The sequence below is a fragment of the Abyssisolibacter fermentans genome, assembly GCF_001559865.1.
Classification (GTDB): Bacteria; Bacillota; Clostridia; order Tissierellales; family MCWD3; genus Abyssisolibacter; species Abyssisolibacter fermentans.
The window spans coordinates 83232-101541 of the sequence record NZ_LOHE01000037.1 but is presented as its reverse complement, the minus strand read 5'-3'; the positions used below and the strand labels follow the sequence as shown (position 1 = coordinate 101541).

The 18310-nt window shown below is 30.2% G+C and carries 14 protein-coding genes; 1 reads left to right on the top strand and 13 read right to left on the bottom strand.

Going from position 1 to position 18310, the window contains the following annotated elements; all coding sequences use genetic code 11:
* Nucleotides 1-15: 15 nt before the first annotated feature.
* The 3 genes from AYC61_RS04090 to AYC61_RS04080 all read right to left on the bottom strand — a co-directional run bounded on the left by AYC61_RS04090 (nucleotide 16) and on the right by AYC61_RS04080 (nucleotide 4193).
* Entirely contained in the window at nucleotides 16-2349 is a 2334-nt protein-coding gene (locus AYC61_RS04090) for a leucine-rich repeat domain-containing protein (RefSeq protein ID WP_066497269.1), read from the bottom strand.
* A gap of 90 nt (nucleotides 2350-2439) precedes the next feature.
* Nucleotides 2440-2727: a transcription initiation factor IIE subunit alpha family protein gene (locus AYC61_RS04085; RefSeq protein WP_066497268.1), complete on the bottom strand. Its 288-nt coding sequence runs from the start codon at nucleotides 2725-2727 to the stop codon at nucleotides 2440-2442.
* Between the two features lie 167 nt (nucleotides 2728-2894).
* A complete protein-coding gene (locus tag AYC61_RS04080) occupies nucleotides 2895-4193 on the bottom strand; it encodes an L-cysteine desulfidase family protein (RefSeq protein WP_066497266.1) in 1299 nt (432 codons plus the stop codon).
* A 202-nt stretch (nucleotides 4194-4395) separates the two neighbouring features.
* On the opposite strand from AYC61_RS04080, the gene glsA reads away from it, so the two are divergent.
* The gene (gene glsA, locus AYC61_RS04075; RefSeq protein WP_066497265.1) at nucleotides 4396-5313 is read left to right on the top strand and encodes a glutaminase A; all 918 of its coding nucleotides are present in this window, start codon (nucleotides 4396-4398) and stop codon (nucleotides 5311-5313) included.
* Nucleotides 5314-5700: 387 nt separating this feature from the next.
* Here glsA and AYC61_RS04070 read toward each other — a convergent pair whose 3' ends face one another.
* The 10 genes from AYC61_RS04070 to AYC61_RS04025 form a co-directional block, all read right to left on the bottom strand.
* Entirely contained in the window at nucleotides 5701-6831 is a 1131-nt protein-coding gene (locus AYC61_RS04070) for a mandelate racemase/muconate lactonizing enzyme family protein (RefSeq protein ID WP_066497263.1), read from the bottom strand.
* A 363-nt stretch (nucleotides 6832-7194) separates the two neighbouring features.
* Nucleotides 7195-8319, bottom strand: coding sequence for a mandelate racemase/muconate lactonizing enzyme family protein (locus AYC61_RS04065; RefSeq protein WP_066497262.1), 1125 nt, complete (start codon nucleotides 8317-8319; stop codon nucleotides 7195-7197).
* Between the two features lie 96 nt (nucleotides 8320-8415).
* Nucleotides 8416-9963, bottom strand: coding sequence for a BCCT family transporter (locus tag AYC61_RS04060; protein WP_066497260.1), 1548 nt, complete (start codon nucleotides 9961-9963; stop codon nucleotides 8416-8418).
* A gap of 312 nt (nucleotides 9964-10275) precedes the next feature.
* The gene (locus tag AYC61_RS04055) at nucleotides 10276-11856 is read right to left on the bottom strand and encodes a BCCT family transporter (protein WP_202906797.1); all 1581 of its coding nucleotides are present in this window, start codon (nucleotides 11854-11856) and stop codon (nucleotides 10276-10278) included.
* Complete coding sequence (locus AYC61_RS04050) at nucleotides 11831-13948, bottom strand: acetate--CoA ligase family protein (protein ID WP_066497251.1); 2118 nt, start codon at nucleotides 13946-13948, stop codon at nucleotides 11831-11833. Before AYC61_RS04050 ends, AYC61_RS04055 begins: the two co-directional genes overlap by 26 nt.
* Entirely contained in the window at nucleotides 13935-14486 is a 552-nt protein-coding gene (locus AYC61_RS04045) for a 2-oxoacid:acceptor oxidoreductase family protein (protein WP_066497249.1), read from the bottom strand. Before AYC61_RS04045 ends, AYC61_RS04050 begins: the two co-directional genes overlap by 14 nt.
* A gap of 1 nt (nucleotide 14487) precedes the next feature.
* The gene (locus tag AYC61_RS04040) at nucleotides 14488-15225 is read right to left on the bottom strand and encodes a thiamine pyrophosphate-dependent enzyme (protein WP_066497248.1); all 738 of its coding nucleotides are present in this window, start codon (nucleotides 15223-15225) and stop codon (nucleotides 14488-14490) included.
* The gene (vorB, locus tag AYC61_RS04035) at nucleotides 15226-16326 is read right to left on the bottom strand and encodes a 3-methyl-2-oxobutanoate dehydrogenase subunit VorB (RefSeq protein ID WP_066497247.1); all 1101 of its coding nucleotides are present in this window, start codon (nucleotides 16324-16326) and stop codon (nucleotides 15226-15228) included. It lies immediately after the preceding gene.
* Nucleotides 16327-16343: 17 nt separating this feature from the next.
* Nucleotides 16344-16541: a 4Fe-4S binding protein gene (locus AYC61_RS04030; RefSeq protein ID WP_066497245.1), complete on the bottom strand. Its 198-nt coding sequence runs from the start codon at nucleotides 16539-16541 to the stop codon at nucleotides 16344-16346.
* A gap of 183 nt (nucleotides 16542-16724) precedes the next feature.
* A complete protein-coding gene (locus tag AYC61_RS04025) occupies nucleotides 16725-18071 on the bottom strand; it encodes a sigma-54 interaction domain-containing protein (protein WP_066497244.1) in 1347 nt (448 codons plus the stop codon).
* Between the last annotated feature and the right edge of the window lie 239 nt (nucleotides 18072-18310).

Genomic DNA, 18310 nt, shown 5'->3' with positions numbered 1-18310 from the left:
TATATACACCCCTTTTTACTCTACTATAACACCCATTAAGCTATTTAAAATCGTATTATCCTCTATTGGGTTACCACTTATTATTAAATTCTTAAGATTATTTAATTTTAATAAAAAGTCAAGTTTTTTAATTTTATTATTGCTTATATCCAAAATTTCAATTGTATTTGCTCCTATATAATTTGGATTAATGCTTTCAACTTGATTATTACTTAATGTCAATTTTTCAAGTTCTGAAAACTCTAACATATCTATATTTTTTATTTGATTATAATCTAAAAACAGCCATGATAAATACATATCTTTTAAAGGTGTTACATCTTCAATATTATTATTAGATAAATTTAACTCCATTAAGCTTTTTAAGTTACTTAAATTAGATATATCAGTAATATTATTTGACGATAAATCTAACTCATACAATGTATCAGTGCTAAATACAGGAATACTGTCAATATTATTATTTGCAGCCTTAAGTTCTTCTAAATATTGTAATGAACCCAAAGTCTCAATATCACTTATCTTGTTATTTGACAAATCTAATTCCATTATCTCAGTTAAATTTTCAAATGATGGTAATTCAATTATTTTATTATTTGATAAATCAACTATTTCTAAATCAATATTTGAATTTATCCATGAAATATCAGATATTTGATTATTACTAATATCTAAATACCACAATCCATACATATTTACTATTGAAGATATATCTTTTATATTATTTGAACCTAATTCTAATAAACTAATTCCACTTAATCTTGGTAATCTATCTATATTATTATTATTAAGTACTAAAGTATCTAATTTACATAAATCCTTTAAACAACTAATATCTTTGATTTTGTTATTCTCTAAATTTAATAACTCTAAATTTTCTAAATCTCTTAAAGCTGATATGTCACTGATTTTATTATTATACATCGCCAAATCTTGAAGATTAGTTAATCCGCTTAGGTATGATATGTCTGATATACTATTATCATTTAAATATAATTCTTCTAAGTTTAGCATATATTGTATACCATCAATATTATTTATCTTTTCTTCTTCATCTAATAAGTCATCATCTAAATATTCTATGCCTAAAAGTTCTAAAGGATATATATCCCCAACTGGTTTATTTATTTCTTTTCTGACTATCTTTTCAAATAACGGATCTTTAAATGTTACTACTTTATGAATGTCATATTTTTTTGGTAAAACTTCTTTACTTGTTTCTTCTTTTAATTTATCTATTTTTTTATTTAGAGCTTTTAAATTTTTCACATATTTTATATCATAGTCCATATTTAAAGTAATTTTTTCTAAATAATCATTATTATCCTCCATAACAGCTTTACATTTTAATCCAGTCAATTTATTATCATCAATTTCGCAATTAATTTCAAAACTTAAATCTTCAGAATTAGAAACTACTTGCTGCAAATCATTAAATTTAATTTTATATTTATGGTTCGTTTTATCCATACATTCAACATCAACATTATCTATAGCAATATTTTTTAGTATTTCATTGCTTATATTTACTATATTCTTAAATACATTTGGTTTAGAATCTTCAAGTACTTCAAGCACTATATTTTCTATGTCAATATCATTGCTACTCTTAAGACCTGAAATAGAATATATTTTTTTATTATTTAAACCTATTTTATATCCATCAACATAATTATCATCAAAGTAGTCTATATCTATATTACAATTCGGAATATCAGTCATTTTTATAACTCCATCTGTCTTTCCTAATAAAGTATATCGCAGCTGACATTCTTTATTATTCCAGCTAAAATACCCTTCAGTTTTACTTTTGTATTTTTTTGAAATTTTAAAGTTTTCTTTGTATTTAAAATAACTACTATGTAAAGATGAAACCTCCATCATATTATTGTTATAAATAAAATCGTTTATAGCAGTATACAATTTTTCATACTCAGGATTCAAACAAATTTCCTTTTTGTCATAATCAACAGTTATTTTAAAAGACGTGTTTCTCTTAAAAAAATCTATTTCAGTATATAACTTGTCATTTACATACATACTTGAATATCTCTCATAGAATAAATCTACTACGACTAATTCACCATACTCATTATAAATCATAAACTCCCTATGTAAATCATCATTTTGAGCTACAATATTACTATCATTAATTGTTACCTTGTCACCTGAAAGCTCCAATACTTCCTTGACTGGAAGATATATTTTATTGTTAACAATTTCAAACTGATTATCTAATTTAATCAGCTGTGTATCTTTATAAAGTTTCCAATCAACATTTGTTGCTTGTACATGTAAAGAAATAAAAATACACAAAACTACTAATAGTACGATTAGTCTTTTCTTCATATAAATTACACTTCCTTTTTTAAGATGCGTAGGTGAAAGATTTCACACTTACGCCTTATTATAACATAGTTGGTTTATAAATACACTGGTCTATCGGTACATGTTATATGGAGGATTCCTCAGTTTATTACCACAATATGGACAATGCGTCATTTTGTCCATAGAGCCGTGTCTCATCTCAAACCCTCTATTACAATAAGGACATTTCCAATACATTGTATTTAGAACTATATAAGCAACAAATGTACCTATTCCCAGAATTATAAACAAAATATTTATTACACTTAAAACCAAAATAAAAAGACTAACATATAAACAAAGTAATGCAATAAATCTAAATTTAAAAACTTTTTCACATTCATTTGATTTATCATTCATTTTAAATACTCCTTTCCCATTTTAAGATTATTATAGCATAATATATAATATTCTCCATATTACAATATATTTATTTTTTATTATATGTAAAAGCATTAAGTAAATTAAGTAAAATAAAAAAACCTAAATTCTGCTTTAATGCTTAATTTAGGCTTTTCATATTATATTTATTTGGATGTCATAATTTCAAGTATAAGTTCATCTGCTTGTTTCATACCTTGTGAACCAATTTTAGCTATATTTTTTATTGTTTCTTCTACATCTTGATGTATTATTCCATCTTTCTCTGATATTTCTATTCCGTTAATTGCTAGTAATGCTGATTGTATAGCTGCACTTACTCCTGTTGACACTTTTAAGGCACAGCCTGTTTTTGCTCCGTCACATATCATACCTGTTATATTTCCTATCATATTCTTTAATGCAAATACTATATTCTCAAATTTACCACCCATAAGGTATGTTATTCCACAGCTTGCTCCAGCTGATGCTACTACACAACCGCACAATGCAGAAAGCCGGCCTAGATATGATTTTATGTGTATTGCAATCAAATTAGCTAATGCTAATGCTCTTATTAATTCTTCTTGATTACTCTTTAGTTTCTCTGCCACTGCTACTACTGGAAGTATTACTGTTAATCCTTGATTACCACTACCAGAATTACTCATAACGCTCATCATACACCCATCCATTCTGGCATCGGAAGCTGCTGCGGTTAAAGCCATTGCATAATTTTGAATATCATCAGCTAATATTCCTTTTTTAATACTTTCAGCTAAAGTTTTTCCTACTTTTAACCCATAATCATTATTTAAACCTTCTTTAGCTATATTTTTATTAAGCCTTACTCCTTCAAGTAAAAACTCAATATCTTTTATATCAACACTTAAAGCAAAATCATATATTTTTTTAACACTCAGAAAACGTTTGTCTTCACTGTCTACTTTTTCTTTTTTTTCTTTTTTTTCTTTTTTATCATCATCTTTTTTTAATACAATGTCATCATTTAACTGAACAAAAACAATATTTGAATGATTATCTTTTATGATTACTTTAGCAAAATCTTTACCATTAAAGCATATTGCTTCTACATACAGTTTAATATCTGTTTTTTTAAGCTTAACTTGTGCTAGTTTTTGCGATACCATTTCTTTTGCTTGTTTTATATCTTGTTCGCTTGTATCTTTTAATACCTCCAATACAGCATCAGCTTTACCACCTATTGCACCTAATGCCGCTGCTATATCCAAACCCGTTGATCCTGTTCCCGGTATTCCTACTCCCATTCCATTTTTATATATATTAGGACTTACATAAACCTCTAACCTTTCAGCCTCTTTTCCTAATACTTCTCTTGCTTTAGCAGTAGCTAATGCAACAGCTATAGGCTCAGTACATCCTAAAGCAGGAACTACCTCTTTTTTTAAAACATCTATAAAGCTTTTACAATCACAACAGTCCATTAAACCACTCCTTTTCAAATGTTAAATAATTTTACAAAATTGTATGAAAAAATGATATCGATTATCATAATTATATTTTACAACACCATTTAAGTCAAATGTCAAAATTAGTCAATATTTAAAATATTGATTGTTTATTGTAGGATTATATTGTATTATTAGTATGTACATTTTTAAAAATTAATAAGAAGGGTGACATATTATGCAAAATTTGTTGTATTCTCTTGTTGATAAAAATAGGTCTTGGACGCAATATGGAAACGTTGCCACTTATATACCTGAACTATCTAATAGTAATCCTGATACTTTAGGCATATTTATTTGTGATGTTGATGGTAATGAATATTATGCAGGAGATTATAAGACTAAATTTACGATTCAAAGTATTTCCAAAATAGCATCATTCATGTGCGCTTTAACAGATAACAATATCAACAAACTTTATACTAAAATAAGCTGTGCACCTACTTCAGACGGATTCAATTCTATAATAAATTTGGAAACAAAAAATTCTCATAAACCACTAAATCCTATGATTAATTCTGGTGCAATAGCAACAATATCATTAGTTTATGGATTAACTGCTGAAGATAAATTTAATAGGATTTTTGGTTTTTTAAAAGAAATTACGAATAATCCCAATTTGAAGATTAATTATAATGTCTATGAATCAGAAAAAAATACTGGCGACAGAAATAGAGCTTTAGCATACTACATGAAGAGCACAGGTATAATTGATGATGATGTAGATGAAATACTAGACGTATACTTTAAACTTTGCTCAATAGAAGTAACATGTAAAGACATTGCTTACATGAGCGTCGTACTTGCAACTGATGGATTTTTGCCATGCAATAATAAACAAATACTCAGTAAATCAATATGTAAAACAGTAAAAGCTATAATGACTACTTGTGGTATGTATGACGGTTCAGGTGAGTTTGCCGTGAATGTAGGTTTACCTGCCAAAAGTGGTGTTGGTGGTGGAATAGCTGCTGTTGTACCAAAAAAAATGGGTATAGGTGTTATAGGTCCATCATTAGATAAAAAAGGTAATAGTATAGGAGGCGTAAAGCTTTTAGAAGACTTGTCAAATGAATTAGAATTAAGTATTTTTTAATTACTAGGTGTATCAAAAGGACTTGTAAATAATTTTGTGTACTCTCTTACTAATAGCAAAGATTGAAACTGTCGAAATTTACAGTATTAGAATTTTATATTTTGTCGAATAATCTGTTTACACTTGATTTTTGTTATGTATACCATTCTTTAATTTAGCAAATAATGCTCAATAATTATTAACTAGTTACAGGATAAGGCTATGCTGATGAGCAGCCTGAGCGGTTATTAGTTTCTGACTTGAACGCGGGCAACTTGTTGCCCGTTTTGCGTTCAAGAGAAAACTAATGCTATAATCCTCAGGATTTGGGGACAATGCCCCAATTATGTTCCTTTAATATATTTTAGATTTATTGAGTTTTAGATTAATAAACTAAATTACTATTTACTATTCTTTGCAAGCATATCTAATTCTATATTTTTCAACAACATCCCAGTCCAAGTCTACGCCAAGTCCTGGTCCTTCAGGAGCATTGATATATCCTTCACTGTCTATGTCAAAAGGTTTTAATGCAGCTAAATCATGGCAATCATGTGGGTATGCATGTTCAAAATATGTGCAATTTCCATGAGACAGCATTACATGAAGATTTGCAGCCATAGCAATTGTATCTCCCCAAGACTGTATTTCACATCTCATGGAGTTAGCTTCTGCTAAATGCATTATTTTTCTCATAGGTGTAATTCCACCATTTACAGTAGCATCAGCTCGCACATCTGTCCATGCTCCATATCTTATTCCAGTTGCTATTTCTGCAAGGCTAAGCATACAGTTACCACCACAAGAAATTGGTATATTAGTTTTTTCAACTAACTGTTTGTACCCTTCAAGGTCATAATCATTCATTGGCGATTCAAGCCAAAACCAATCGTATTCCTCTAATAGTTTTGCCATTCTATATGAATCTTCTCTATTATAACTAAGGTCAGAATCCAAACAGAATTTAACGCCTGTTTTTTCATATCCAAACTTCTCTTGAATAAGTTTTACAAGTCTTAGATCATCTTCTATCTTACAATAACAATGCATTTTAATGAATTTATAACCTTTTTCAATAGCTTTACCAACCCAAGTTACATATTCTTCATCAGTGTTATAAGTATCTGTACTAGCATAAGCAGGAATTCGATCTCTGCAAGCTCCAAGCATTTGATATAATGGTAAATTAGCATATTTAGCAGTCAAATCCCAAAGTGCTATATCATACATTGCAACTGTAGTATTAGTAGCTACATTAGCTCTACTCTTCATCCAACCCCAAATAGATTCTCTATCAAGAGCAGATTTTCCAATTAAACCACCCATATATACTTTGGCTGCCTCGAAAGTAACAACATCTGCACAATCATAATTCATACCATATGTCGCTCCTATTCCTACATATCCATCTTCAGTGGTAATTCTACAAACATTATGAACAAGATCACATGGTTCATGCAAACCCCACTTTTTCCTAGCCATTGTAAGATCTCCATAGACAAACAACTCAACTTTTTTTATTGTTAATGGTTTACTCATAACTAATCACCTCATACTTATATTTTATTTTCATAAGAAGTAGCCTGAAAATTACTTTGTTGTTACTTTCTCACTTCTTTTTTTATCATAATGTTTTAATTACTTGAAGAATGTTAACTTCATCATTTCCTGTAGCTAACATTCCTGAAGCATCTAAAGTTCTTGTAATTCCAAGTTTAGTGTATAATTTGGGAATATATCCATCTGGATAACGTTTTTACTAGTTCCAAAACATCGTCTGCATAATTACGTTTCTTAATTTATGTCCTCTTATAAATTCTTGTTATGAAGATTCCCATATATAAACAAAATCCCGTTACTCTGTAATTTGCTGAATTAACTACTCAATAGATAATATCAGTTTTAATAAGTATAGCTATACTCTTTAAGAACGTCCTCATCTATATCTACTCCTAACCCTACTCTGTCAGGTACTTCTATTCTACCATCTACAGCTATGGCACGTTTTCTGTCAACATACTTAAATAACGGACTTTCACTTATCGAATATTCCATCAAATCGCCATACTCTGAAGACGCTAAGCTATGAATAGTTGCAGCAAATAGTATACCTGTACCAAATCCATGTGGAATAAGTTTACATCCGTAAAGTTTAGCTATCATCTCTATTTTCTTAATTTCTGTTATTCCACCACAGTTAGTTACATCAGGTTGAACTATGTCTACCCTTGTTTCCTTCATAAATTTAGCTACTTCTTGTACTGTTGTAATTGCTTCGCCACCTGATATCTTAATTTGAATCTTATCTCCAAGTCTTCTATAAGAATCATAATCACCTGGGGCAACTGGTTCTTCTATCCATTCTAGGTTGAATTGCTCAAGTTTTCTGGCTCTTGACAATGCAGTTGAATATGATTTCCATTGCTTACATACATCTATTGCTATACCTATGTCATCGCCAACTGCTTCTCGAACCGCTTTTGCAGAATCAACATCAAATTTTTCTGATGTACCAAAGCTTCCTCCACCATACTTAAGCAATTTATATCCACCATCTTTTACAGCATTCTTTGCAATTTCTGCTGTCTCTTCGTGGTCATCACTAGGAACGAACGTTCCATAAGCATCTATATAATTTCTATATTTACCACCCAATAATTGATATACAGGCACATTGTAATATTTCCCTGCTATATCCCATAATGCTATATCTATAGCACTAATTGCATGTATTGCAGCAGCATCACGACCATGATGCAAAGTCTTGTAGTACATTTTATACCACAGTCTTTCTATATCCAGTGGGTTTTCACCAATTAATAATTCCTTTAGTCCATAGGATATAAAATTACTATTAGGCATATTCACTAATGTTTCAATTAATGCACCATTACTATCAGCTTCTCCCCAACCAACTATCCCTTCATCAGTTGTGATCTTAATATTCGTACTACTCCAACCCCATGCACAAAATTCACCTATCGGAGCTACTCTTGTTTTAAAAACCTCTACATTTGTAATCTTCATTGTAACTTTACCCCCTATCTTAATGTTTAAAGTATGTCAACTTACTACTTCCCTATTATTACTTCTTATTATTACTTCTTATTATTTCTTCTTTTATCATTTGGTTATGCTCTTTATTTCTTCTTTAGTCAATTTTCCAAAATTAGTTAATAGTCCTTTTATTGAACCATAATTTGCAATACCTATCACAATTAACATAGGTGTAGCTACAACCATTGCAATAGTTTTTATTGTATTGATAGGAGCATCAATTAATACTAACATCAATGGGAAAAACGCAATAGCCATACACCAGTATAATTTGAAAATTGGATTTGGATTATCATTTGAATCTAATTTTTTTGTAGTAACCGATGCTAATGTAAATGAACAGCCATCAAGAGTTGTCGCCATAAATAATATTGCAACTATTGCAAATATTGCAATCATAATTTGAGGGAATGGTAATGTTTTAAGTACTTGAAGAATAAGCTCTGCATCCTTTCCTGCTGCTAACATTCCTGCAGCGTCTAAAGCACCTGTTAATTGTAAATTTAATGTATAATTTTGGAATATGCCCATCATGATAAAACTTCCAATACTTCCAGCAACCAATGTCATCATAATTACATCTTTTAATTTATGTCCTTTTGCAATTCTTGTTATAAAGATTCCCATAAACGGACCATATGTGAACCAGTAAGCAAAATAGAATACTGTCCAATTCTGAGGAAATCCTCCTTGAGTAACAGGATCTGTATAGAAGCTCATTTTAAAATAATTAGTTATCAATAGTCCAATTGCATTTGTAGCATTATTAATACTAAACAACTTAGGTCCCACAATAAATACAACAATCGTAAATATTATGCACAAATACATATTTAAATCACTAAGCTTAGACATTCCTTTTTGTAGCCCAATGTAAGAACTTAGCGTGAAAATAACAGATATAAATAATATTATACCGACGTTCATAGCAAAACTTTCTGATATTCCTAATAAGTCAGTAATACATTTAGAAATCATAGGTATACTAAGACCTAATGTAATACTTACTCCTCCCATTGCTGTTACAATAAATAACCCGTCTATGATTTTCTTTAAAGGACTTGATAATTTTCCTCCTAAAGCATTGTCACAAACTACACTTAATTTAAGTTGACGCTCCTCTTTAATATAAAAGCTGTAGCATACAGGTATTGCACAAATAGTAAATAATGCCCACGCCGATGGTCCCCAATGAAAGTAGTTGTATGTCAATGCCCATTCTACTGCTAAAGATGATTGTGCTTCAATTCCAAATGGTGGTGCAATATAATAGTAAATCGTCTCTAAAAAGCCCCAATACAATGTAGCAGATCCAAACCCAGCACAAATCATCATTGCAAAAAATTGCATCTTTGAAAATTGAGGATCTGTTTTACCCAATTTGATTTCTCCATACTTTGAAAATACGAGCCATGTTAATACTCCAAGTGAAATTATTGTAAACCATAAAAAACCAGACCCCATACCATTTAAGAGAAGCCATAACAGCTTATCTGCAACCATTTTTCCTTTTTGTGGAAATATTGCTATTGATATTCCTAGCAACAGCACCAATGCTGTACTTATAATGGTTAAGGGTAGATCAATATTTCTTCTTTGTTTTTTTCCATCCATTGTTCATTTCCTCCTTTATTTTCTTGGAATTAACTGGTATCTGTACTTTTTCTAATTTAATTATTGTGTATTCCCTATAAATTTTGTTAATTAAATTTTCTTCTTAGTCTATGTACTTACCCACCTCCTACAATTAGAATGATTGTATATATAATCATTCAACTTATAGTTTACGCAAAATACGTACCAAATCAAAAACATACATAACTGCTTATATTTTTGCTATTATAAGCCAAATATTCTCTATTATAATGAGTTAAAATGTACTCAAGAGTATATTTTAACTCATTAGTTGCATCTACCAATAAATATCTACTCAACTTTTTTAATATTTTCTACTTGTAGACATATAGGTTTAGTTGATAATATTTCTCCATAATCTTCTTTCATCCATTTTAATCCAGATAGAACAAGTATAACTAAAATTGGAATCAACGGTAAAGCGGTAATTATTGATGATAATTGAATAACTTTTAATCCATTTACCATAAACAATCCTGCTACAAACATACCAATAATAATTCCCCATAAGGTTCTCAACCATCTAGCTGGTTCCTCATCTCCCTTAATATTTTTAGTACATTGTGAAGCAAGGGTATATGCCGTTGAATTTAATGGTGTAGAAACAAAAAGGAAACACATAATTGTATATACTGGTATTATCAACCATTTTGCAAATTTCATTGTACCTAGTATTTGAAGTATCACTTCTGGTTTAGATAAATCGTTTAGCATTTGTCCAATATTTAATGTACCTGATTCAACAATACTAATACTATATCCACCCCATACTGCAAAGAACACCCAACTCCCTAGAGTTCCAGTAAATAAAACAGCCAGTATCATTTGTTTTATTGTTCTTCCTTTAGATATTCGAGCAACAAACATTCCCATCATAGGTGCATATGCTACTCCCCATGCCCAAAAAAACACTGTCCAAGTTTCTGGGAATCCTCCATTAGCTATAGGGTCTGTCCATAAACTTATCCTAGCAAAATCAGTTATTAAAATTCCCATACTATTTGTAAAAAGATTTAATATTAATAAAGTTGGACCCATCACAAATGTAAATATTAATAAAGCTATCGCTAATAAAGTGTTAAAATTAGAAAGTTTTGCTGTTCCTTTTGTTAATCCAGCCCACACAGTTAGAGTGAAAAATGCAGTCCATATTAAAAGGATAAACAGTTGCAACCCAACAGTTACTTGAATTCCCGTTAAACTAGAAATAAGTTGAGCTACTAAAGGTACTCCTAATCCCATAGATGTTCCTACTGCACCAATCATGGCAAATACAACTAATACATCAATTAATTTTCCTGGCCATTTATCTGAATATTTACCAAGAATTCCTTTGCAGGCAGCACTAATTCTTAATCTTGTAATGCCCTTTACATGTATAGCATATGCAATTGTAAAGGTTGGTAATGCCGAAAATGCCCATATGCTAATTCCCCAATGAAACAGTGGAAGCATGCCTGAATATTCCTTTGCCAAAGTTGAATTTGGTTGCATCAACAATGGTGGTGTATTAGCATAATAAAGTGGCTCTAAAAACGGCCAATATGCTATACCAATAGCAATACCCGAACAAAATATCATAGCACACCAAGTAAATGTTGAAAATTGCGGCTTTTCCTCAGGCTTTCCTAACTTAATTTTTCCCCATTTGCTAAATGATAGCCAAAAAAGAAACACAACAGTAATAAACCCAAAAGAGAGAAACAACCATTTAAAATTAACTGTAATGAATTTGAATATTGTATCAACTGCATTTTTAGAACCTGGTAATACAACTAGTAAAATGGTAATCACTAAAGTAGCAAAAATAGCAGGTAGCATTAATGAAAAATCAATATTATTTTTTTTATTCATAACTCTGTCTCTTTTCATCACTATTTAAAACTATTAGAGCATCTGCTGCACATACTCCTTTTCCTTCTTCATAAACAAATAAAGGATTTATATCAATTTCTTCAATAGAATCTTTCATTTCATATGCTAAATTCGATAGTTTAACCATAGTATCCACCACCCCTTGTATATCCAATGGTTGATTTCCCCTATATCCTTTGAACAATTTACTAGCTTTTAACTTATTTAGCATTTCAGTTGCTTCAAATTCATTTAAAGGAACAGGATATAAAGCAACATCTTCAAACACCTCTACGAATACTCCTCCTAAACCTGCAAGAAGCATAGGTCCAAATTGTTTATCATTATTGATGCCAAGGATTATTTCTGTACCATATGGCAACATTTCTTGAACTAGAACACCATTAATTTTTGCTTCTGGACTATAATTTTTAGCATTCTTAAGTATCTGTCCATATTTTTCCAATAGCTCTGCTTCATCTTTTATATTCAACATAACTCCACCTGCATCTGATTTATGAGGAATATCAGCTGATTCAATTTTAGCTACTACTGGAAATTTAAACTCTTTATTAACTTCTAATAATTCTTTTTCTGAAGTAATAACTAATCCTTTTGTAGTTGGAATTCCATATTTACTTATAACTTTTTTACTTTGTTCTTCTGATAATACTTTTTTTGTTTTAATATCAGATGTTTTACTTATTGCAACATCAAGGTTTCTTTTTTTATGATCGTAGTTGATAAAATTAGTTAAATGCTTTAAAACATTAAATGCATTTTTTGCACTCGGTAATATTGGCACACCAGCGCTTTCTAATTTTTCTCTAATGCCTTTTTCTCTTGTGCTTTCAAAAAATGATAGTACTGCTACAGGTTTTGTACCTTCCATATTTGCAACTTTTACTATTCCTTCAGTCATTGGTACTACAATATCGCCTTCAATCAATCTATCATGTATATTAACACCTAAAAGCACCATATCCACCATTGGATCATCCATTACTACTTTAATAGCTTCTGCATATAAATCAGGATCATAGGATAGAGAAGCAGTCATATCTAATGGATTGTTTGGGGTTGAGTAATCCGGTAGCATTTCTTTAAGCTTGTCAAGAGTATAATCAGAAAACTGTGGAAAACTAATATTGTACATATCTGCAACATCTGCACAAATAGTTGTTTCCCCACCAGATAGATTCATAGATGCAAAATTTGATTTTTTTGGTAATTTTCTTATTGTACTAAAAAACATTGCTGTTTGCACCAATTCTTCAATATCATCTACTCTAATTACTCCAAATTTCTCAAATATTGCATCAAAAGATTTGTCTGAACCTGTTAAACTTCCTGTATGTGCAGTAGCTATTTCCTGAGCTTTTTCTGAACGACCAGATTTTAATACTACTATAGGTTTTCCTTTAATTGCTGCTTTTCTAAGAGTTTCAATAAATTTAGGAGTGTTTTTCAATCCTTCTAAATATACGGCAATTACTTTAGTATCTTTATCTTCCACTAGAAAATCTAGATAATCTTCAAGCTGTGTTACAGAACTATTTCCACATGATATTAAGTAAGATAATTTAACCTTCGACATAAACATTAAGGTTTCACATATTTGACCACTCTGTGAGATTAAACCTATACCACCATTTTTATTATAATTGTCAAGCTGTACACCAAAAGAGTAAATTCTGTTACTATAATTGATAAATCCCATACAGTTTGGTCCCATTAGAGATATATCGTACTTTTTACATATTTGAACTAATTCCGCTTCTATTTTTCTGCCTTCTTCACCAGATTCCGAATAGCCACTTGCATAAACTATTGCTGCTTTACAGCCAAGTTCTCCAGCTTCTTCTAAAATTTTATTTACAATTTTTATAGGAGTACATATAATAACCAAATCAATTGTCTTAGAAACGTCCTTTAATGATGTATAACATTTCTTACCCATCACAGTGTCTCTATTTGGATTAATAAAGAATACATTGTCATTTAACTCTGATTGTATTAAATTCTTACAAGTAGCTCCGCTAAACCCTTCTTTTTCAGATGCTCCTACTACTGCTATGGATTTAGGTTTGAGTAATTTATTTAATTTCACTGTTTTCCTCCTTAACATAATTAAAACTTGCTTCAAATACTTTTAAATTATTTAGTGGATCTATATTTTTGTTTCTTAAGTAACTATCAATTTCAGTAACAAATGTCTCTTTATCAAATATTCTAGTAGCAGATGCAATTGCCCCTAAAGCAGAAATATTAGCTCCTCTAGGATTATTCATACTAGTAGCTATTTCATTCATAGGTACTTCAACTACTTTTATGTCATCTCTATAATTCATATCCTTTATCAATGAACTATTTACAATTAATGTCCCGTTCTCCTTGACATCATCTTGAAATTTTTCTAATGATGCTTTATTCATAGCCACCAATATATCGATTTTTTTACAATATGGACTTGCTATCTCATCACTACTAATTTTCAAAGAACAGTTGGCTGAACCTCCTCGCTTTTCTGATCCATATGAAGGAATCCATGTCACATTTTTATCGTCACTCATAGCTATATTAGCTAGTATTAAACCAGTTAATAATACACCCTGACCTCCAAATCCAGAAATAATAATTTCATTCATCTTATATCACCTCTCCATTTGTAAATTCCCCAAGCTTATAATATGGTATAAATTCATCCTCAATTTTTTTCATACACTTAACGGGATCTAGTTTCCAGTTTGTAGGACATGGTGCAACTATCTCTACCATTGAATAGCCCTTATTATTCAATTGTGCTTCAACTGCTTTTCTAATGTAATTTTTAGTTTTATTTATCTCTTTAAAGTTTGTTATAGTTCCCCTTGCTAGATATGCTACATTAAAGTTTTTTAGTAAATTAAATATATCTAAAGGTTGACCATGTAATTCTGCACTTCTTCCTTTAGTACTTGTTTTTGTTTTTTGCCCAATAAGTGTAGTTGAAGACATTTGTCCTCCTGTCATTCCGAAAACACCATTATTTAAAACTATAGTAGTAATATTTTCATTTCTAATAGCAGCATTTAATGTCTCTGCTATTCCGATACATAACGCATCTCCATCACCTTGATATGTCAAAACAAAATTATCATCTCTAACTCTTTTTACCCCTGTAGCAACTGCAGCTGCTCTACCATGTTGTGCTTGAATCCAATCAATGCCAAAAGAGTCTACCATAATACCACTACAACCTACTGCAACTATTCCTATAGCTTTACTATCAAGACCTTTTTCTTCTAATACTTCAGCTACCATTCTAAAAACAGTACCATGTCCACACCCTGCACAAAATTTATGTTCATCATGTAGTACTTTAGGTGTTATCCTTGTTTTTCCCATTTATAGTACCTCCTTTGCATCACTGTTTAATATTTCTTTAGCCATTTTTATTATTGTATCTTCATCTGGAATATAAGCAGAACTCGCATACATATGTACTGGTATTCTACCATTTACGGCTAATTTAATATCATCGACCATTTGACCCCATGAATTCATTTCAACACATATAATACCTTTTAAGCTATCCGATAGTTTATCAAAAGCTTTGTTGGGAAATGGAAATAGACTTATTGGTCTTATCAATCCAAGTTTTATTCCTTCTTTTCTTGCAGTTTCTATTGCTGCTTTACATATACGTGAGCTAATACCATAGCTAACTAGAACTACATCAGCATCATCAAGATATTTTTCTTCATATAATTGTTCGTTCTCTTGAATATTTTTCACTTTATCAGCTAAATATCTGCCATATGCTGCATAGGCATCTTGAGTATAACGCCCATATTTATCTTGCTCATGATAGTACATATTTGAAGTTACAATCTTATTTTTACCAGATTGCTTACCTTTTAATGCCCACTCAAATTTATTAGGATCATGTTGTTGCATATCAGGTATTCTAACACTTTCCATCATTTGACCAATTGCTCCATCACTTAATAATACAACTGGTGTTCTATACTGTTCAGCTTTTTCAAAGGCTAACAATGTATAATCTAAGTTTTCTTGCACTGATGAAGGAGCGTATACAATAGGTCTATAATCCCCATGACCTCCGCCCTTTACTGATAATATATAATTATCTTGAGCTGGAGATATATCTCCCAGTCCGCTTCCAATCCTCTGAACATTTATTATAACAGCAGGCAGTTCTGCTGATGCAATATATGATATTCCTTCTTGTTTTAACACAAAGCCTGGTCCTGAAGAACTTGTCATTGCTCTATATCCACAACTTGCTGCTCCATATACCATTGATATAGCACCTATTTCAGATTCAGCCTGTACATAATTCCCATCTACTTCTAACATTCTGTCAGACATATACTCAACTATTTCAGTTTGCGGAGTAATAGGATACCCTGCATAAAATCTACAACCTGCCCTTATAGCGCCTTCTGCTAAAGCTTGGTTGCCTTTCATTAACTTTTTTTTCATTTTTTACACCTCTTTCTTTATAATATCTCGAATACGTAATCAGGACATATGCTAATACATATTCCACATTTTTTACATTTAGTTTCATCAACTTGTATTACTTCATATCCTTTTTCATTAATTTTCTTTGAAGTACTAATAGCATTTACAGGACATCCATTTATACATAACAAGCATCCTTTACATTTCTCTGAATTAACCATAAGTTTAGTCATACAATCACCTCCAACATTTTTCCATGCTATGTTTTTTAATAGCTTACTTTACACTATGTTTAATAGCAAAATCCATGCCACAATTTAATACCCTATATTTTCAATAGATAGCTGTTTTTCTACATAAAAAAAAGAGTATAAATGAGTTTTTTTTAACTCACTTATACTCTTTTTCACTCAGTATTATTTTTCAATATATTTCTGGATTAAATTATTCGCTTTTGATTGGCTAATTTTTAATCTTTCAGCAAGCTTTCTTGAACTTGAATTTCTTTGATACAGGTCTTTTACCACTTTTTCCTCATAATTTTCTATTATTTCTTTTAGAGAATTAAATTCTAAATTAATATTACTATTTTTTTTAAGTTCGAAAAGATGTTTTGGAAGATGGCAAGGTTTTATAATTAATTCATCTACAATAACAACTAGCCTTTCAATTATGTGCGATAATTCCCTAGTATTTCCAGGCCATGAATAATTATTTACTATTGCAAAAGTTTCTTCAGATATTTCATGTATTGTATCGTACTTATTATTAAAATAGTTTAAAAAATATGAAGTTAGCAATGTAATATCTGTTTTTCTTTCTCTTAATGGAGGTATTAAAATCTCAAATACATTCAATCTATAAAACAAATCTTCTCTAAATCGTCCTGCCTCAACCATTTTTTTTAAGTCACAATTAGTTGCTGCTATAATTTTTATATCTACTTCTATTTTTTCAGTTCCTCCCACTGGTAAAAATCTTTTTTCCTGAATTACATGTAACAGCTTTGCCTGCAAGTCAAGCGGCAATTCAAATATTTCATCTAAAAACAATGTTCCACCATTGGCAATTTCTATAAGTCCTTTTTTCCCTTCACTTCTCGCTCCAGTAAATGCTCCTTTTTTATAACCAAATAATTCTGATTCAATTAATTCTTTGCTAAAGCTAGCACAATTTATATCTACAAAAAGTTTATTATTTCTATTGCTTTTTTTATGCATATATCTTGCTAGCATGGTTTTACCTGTTCCTGTTTCACCCATTATTAGGCAAGGAGAACTAACTTTAGATATTTTATTTGCAATATTTATAATATCTTTCATTTTTTCGCTTTTATAAATAATTTCTGATTCATTGTCTTGTGAATATTCTTTTTTTGACTTTTCTATTTCTATTGGATTGTAATGATTAATATTATTAATATAATCTCTACCAATCATAGCTACATATTTAAGCTCACCATTCCTATCAAATATAGGAGTTGCAATAGTTACTGATTCGCTTCCCATAGATAGTTTCTGCTTTTGTATAACAGACACTTTTTCATCATATACATAAGGAAGCATTTGCGGATTCCAATATTCTCTGTCTATAATTTCATAATATTTTTTCCCTATTATTTCATCTCTATGAACTCCATAATGCCTTAAACATGGATAATTTATGTATACTAATTTATAATTATTGTCCCAAATTACTATTTCATCATATAAATTATCAATAATATTAACAAATTCTTCAAGATTAATATCTATGTTTTCCATAATTCACCTCATAAATTTGCGTTTTTACGTTCATTTGTATAAGCATTTTAAATACTTAATTGAATAATGTCAAATGATTTTTATACCTAGAATCACTCACCCTAGTACAGACAGGGGGGCAGACTCGCTATTAAACTTTATAATATAGATATAGTTTGCTCTGACGCGTTTAACAACTCTGATAGTTGTTTTTGCTTCATCAATTAAAGCTTTTACTTTTCTAACAAATTCATCTTTTA

Excerpts from the sequence above, each read along its gene's own strand:
- AYC61_RS04090 (WP_066497269.1), bottom strand. The coding sequence starts at position 2,349 with ATGAAGAAAAGACTAATCGTACTATTAGTAGTTTTGTGTATTTTTATT.
- AYC61_RS04085 (WP_066497268.1), bottom strand. The coding sequence starts at position 2,727 with ATGAATGATAAATCAAATGAATGTGAAAAAGTTTTTAAATTTAGATTT.
- AYC61_RS04080 (WP_066497266.1), bottom strand. The coding sequence starts at position 4,193 with ATGGACTGTTGTGATTGTAAAAGCTTTATAGATGTTTTAAAAAAAGAG.
- glsA (WP_066497265.1), top strand. The coding sequence starts at position 4,396 with ATGCAAAATTTGTTGTATTCTCTTGTTGATAAAAATAGGTCTTGGACG.
- AYC61_RS04070 (WP_066497263.1), bottom strand. The coding sequence starts at position 6,831 with ATGAGTAAACCATTAACAATAAAAAAAGTTGAGTTGTTTGTCTATGGA.
- AYC61_RS04065 (WP_066497262.1), bottom strand. The coding sequence starts at position 8,319 with ATGAAGATTACAAATGTAGAGGTTTTTAAAACAAGAGTAGCTCCGATA.
- AYC61_RS04060 (WP_066497260.1), bottom strand. The coding sequence starts at position 9,963 with ATGGATGGAAAAAAACAAAGAAGAAATATTGATCTACCCTTAACCATT.
- AYC61_RS04055 (WP_202906797.1), bottom strand. The coding sequence starts at position 11,856 with ATGAAAAGAGACAGAGTTATGAATAAAAAAAATAATATTGATTTTTCA.
- AYC61_RS04045 (WP_066497249.1), bottom strand. The coding sequence starts at position 14,486 with ATGAATGAAATTATTATTTCTGGATTTGGAGGTCAGGGTGTATTATTA.
- AYC61_RS04040 (WP_066497248.1), bottom strand. The coding sequence starts at position 15,225 with ATGGGAAAAACAAGGATAACACCTAAAGTACTACATGATGAACATAAA.
- vorB (WP_066497247.1), bottom strand. The coding sequence starts at position 16,326 with ATGAAAAAAAAGTTAATGAAAGGCAACCAAGCTTTAGCAGAAGGCGCT.
- AYC61_RS04030 (WP_066497245.1), bottom strand. The coding sequence starts at position 16,541 with ATGACTAAACTTATGGTTAATTCAGAGAAATGTAAAGGATGCTTGTTA.
- AYC61_RS04025 (WP_066497244.1), bottom strand. The coding sequence starts at position 18,071 with ATGGAAAACATAGATATTAATCTTGAAGAATTTGTTAATATTATTGAT.